We start from the raw sequence: 2,683 nt of genomic DNA, 5'->3' as shown, positions 1-2,683 counted from the left end.
TCCCACTTGGTAGCAACCTGGTCAGCCCACTAGCGGCCCAGCCCCCAGAAGTCCGCACCGAGCTCGCCGGTGTAGTCCAGTCGAGTCGCGCCCTGTTCCGGGTGGAGCGTGAACCGCTCGGCCACATGAGGAACCGGGCCCCGCACCAACCGGAAATGGATCGTCTCGGGACGATCGAACCGGACCGTCTCAATCGTCGTGGTGACGATCCTGCCGCCAACTGGCGTCCGATGGGCGGCGAGCACCATGTCGCGCGGCCTCCGGAACGGTGATGGCGTTGATCTTGATCACGGTCATGGACCGATCTGATCAAAGCAGACCCAGTACGGGTCGTACGTGGCGGCCGAGCGCAATGGGATCCCGCATGCCCAGGTCGACGTCGTGCTCGCCTGGTTCGAGGAGTTCGGGCTCTCGGTCGTGGAGGAACCGCTCAACGAGTTGCGGGCCTCGGTCGGGCTTGGTCCCGACCCCGGGCTCGTACGGTTGCGGGCCGCACCCCACCTGACGTGCGCGCCCGGGTCCCAGGAGCATCCGGCGGTCCCCGGCCCCCGGTAACACCCGCCGCTTCTGGGACAGTGCCGCCCAGCGGCGTGGCCAGGGCGTCACCGACTGATGGAACGGCTCGATCGCCCCGTTGGTGTATGTCAGCCTCGGGACGGCGGCGGCCAGGCCGGGGCTGTTTCCCGACCTGTACCGTGCTGTCGTCGGCTCGCTGGCCGACCTGCCCGTACGCGTGCTGCTCGCCACGGGTGGTGGCGATCCCGCTGCGCTCGGGACGCTGCCGCCCAACGTTCACGTCGAACGCTGGTGCAACGACAACGAGGTCCTACCTCTCGTCGCGGCGCTGGTGAGCCACGGTGGCTTTGGCTCCACCCTGCGCGGCCTGGCCGCGGGAGTGCCGATGGTCCTCGTTCCGGTGGTCGCCGACCAGGGCTACAACGCCCGCCGGGTCCACGCCGTCGGCGCGGGGTTGGCGCTGGCGAGCGGGCCGCGCGGCGACTTCCATGGGCTGGCTGTGGCTGTCGCACGCGTGGTCGCGGACCCGTCGTTCAGCGCGGCCGCGCAGCGCGTCGCAGGCGAGGTGCGAGCGCTGCCAGATGTCGCCGAGGCCGTTCCCCTCATCGCCGAACTGGCCCGATCAGGTAGATGACGCGTTCGGTCCCGCCTGGCGCTGAGCGCTTGGGCGCCGACGGCGTCGTTGTGATCGGCACCGGGGAGGCGCTCGATCGTGCCGCCTCCCTCTGTTCTCGGCCAAGGGCGTGGCTAGCGGCCGTGGCTCGTCAGCGTTGGGGTGGGGGCTCGGCGGCGACTACTACCCGCCTGCCTCGGCGCCATTGGACCGCCACGGGGGTGTAGCCCGTCTGGCGCCACGAACGGTCCAGGCGGAACGGGCCCAGCAGGGTGTCGGGGCGCCACCGACGCACCTCGTCGGGACGGTAGCCATGTGCAGCAGCCTCGCCGGCCAGGTAGCCCGCGGCCGCCGCTTGGGCGGACAGATAGTCGGGGGTGCGGCCGAAGCGCCACTGGAAGCGGCGAACGAACTCCTGGCCGGACGGTCCGACGTCCACGGGATGGTCGCGGGCGCACCACTGCGCCGGCGCCACGACCCCGTCTGCCAATCGACCGAGCCGATGACCGAACTCGTCGATGCCCGCCGCGACACAGCCCAGCAGTCCGACCTCCACCCGGGCCTCGCGGACCCGCCGCACGGCAGCCACGTCCTCCTCGAACGTCCCCGCGAAGACCAGCGCCACCGCTGCGAGGGACGCCGCGCGCGTCGTGGAGGCATCCTCCACCAGGGCATCCGCCTGGTCGGCGGAGACCCGTCGGGTACGCATCCCCAGCGTCTCCGCGGCCTGGCGGCCCCCCTCCGCCACCTGTTTAGCGAACGGACCCCAGCCGGGCGCCAGCACCACGTGTTCGAGCCCGGCGTTCCGGGCCAGCACCAGCAGGCTGTAGAGGTAGGTGGATGCCGGGGCGATCACGGTGGCCAACAGCGGCGCGGCGAGGTCGTCGGCTGCGCCTCCGTGATTCCACAGCAACCGCCCCGATCCGCAGACCACTGGGGCGACCCGCCGCACCGTCCCGCTGCCATACGGACCGAGCAGGATCTCGACTCCCGCGGCCACCAGGTCGTGGTAGGCGGCCACCGCTCGGCCGGGTGAGCCCTGGTCATCGATGATGTCCAGGTCGACGGCGTGGTCGGCCGCCCACAGGTTGATCCCCGCCTTCACCTCGCGGGCCTGGATCGCGTAGCGGCCGGTCAGCCCGAGACTGACCCCAGCTCGAAGGACCACCACGAGACCGAGCATGCGCGGCACCACTCGATGCCACAACTCCCGACGTCGCGGCCGCCCGCGCACTGGCCGCCGCACCACGCGGTTAGGTGGGAGGGGCGCCGCTCGATGCGGCTCGCCGTAGCCGAAGGCCCACTGGTTCGCCCCAGGCCCTGCAGGCCGGATGCTCGCTGGCGTCCAGCAAGCGATCCTCGATGAGCAGCGACCCGCCGGCCACCTCCAGCGACGTGGGCGACCTGGCTTGCTGCCTGCTGGGGCACTCGATGGGAGCAGAACTTCTCGATGACCGCGTCGATGACGGCGGACAGCGGGGTCACTGAATCCGTGACGCGATCGCCGGGTCGGTCCGCGGCGACCGGGTGCCGCCACGCGCCCTCGGCGCTCGA

The 2,683-nt window shown here is 71.6% G+C and carries 3 protein-coding genes; 1 reads left to right on the top strand and 2 read right to left on the bottom strand.

What is annotated here, in order from left to right; all coding sequences use genetic code 11:
* Positions 1-29: 29 nt before the first annotated feature.
* Positions 30-248 carry a hypothetical protein gene (locus tag VFZ92_RS27285; protein ID WP_330878899.1) on the bottom strand — a complete coding sequence of 73 codons (219 nt, stop codon included), beginning with the start codon at positions 246-248 and terminating at the stop codon, positions 30-32.
* A 389-nt stretch (positions 249-637) separates the two neighbouring features.
* On the opposite strand from VFZ92_RS27285, the gene VFZ92_RS27280 reads away from it, so the two are divergent.
* Positions 638-1,150 (top strand): glycosyltransferase, encoded by a 513-nt coding sequence (locus VFZ92_RS27280; RefSeq protein ID WP_330878900.1) that lies wholly within the window; start codon positions 638-640, stop codon positions 1,148-1,150.
* Positions 1,151-1,280: 130 nt separating this feature from the next.
* On the opposite strand, the gene VFZ92_RS27275 is transcribed toward VFZ92_RS27280, so the two are convergent.
* A complete protein-coding gene (locus VFZ92_RS27275) occupies positions 1,281-2,312 on the bottom strand; it encodes an ABC transporter substrate-binding protein (RefSeq protein ID WP_330878898.1) in 1,032 nt (343 codons plus the stop codon).
* Positions 2,313-2,683 lie beyond the last annotated feature (371 nt).

It is taken from the genome of Umezawaea sp. (assembly GCF_036375055.1).
GTDB lineage: Bacteria > Actinomycetota > Actinomycetes > Mycobacteriales > Pseudonocardiaceae > Umezawaea.
Note: the sequence above shows the minus strand (reverse complement) of the source record. Positions and strands in the feature narration are given on the sequence as shown.

Bases quoted from the DNA above. Each gene is read 5' to 3' on its own strand.
- VFZ92_RS27275 (WP_330878898.1), bottom strand. From the start codon at position 2,312: ATGCTCGGTCTCGTGGTGGTCCTTCGAGCTGGGGTCAGTCTCGGGCTG.
- VFZ92_RS27285 (WP_330878899.1), bottom strand. From the start codon at position 248: ATGGTGCTCGCCGCCCATCGGACGCCAGTTGGCGGCAGGATCGTCACC.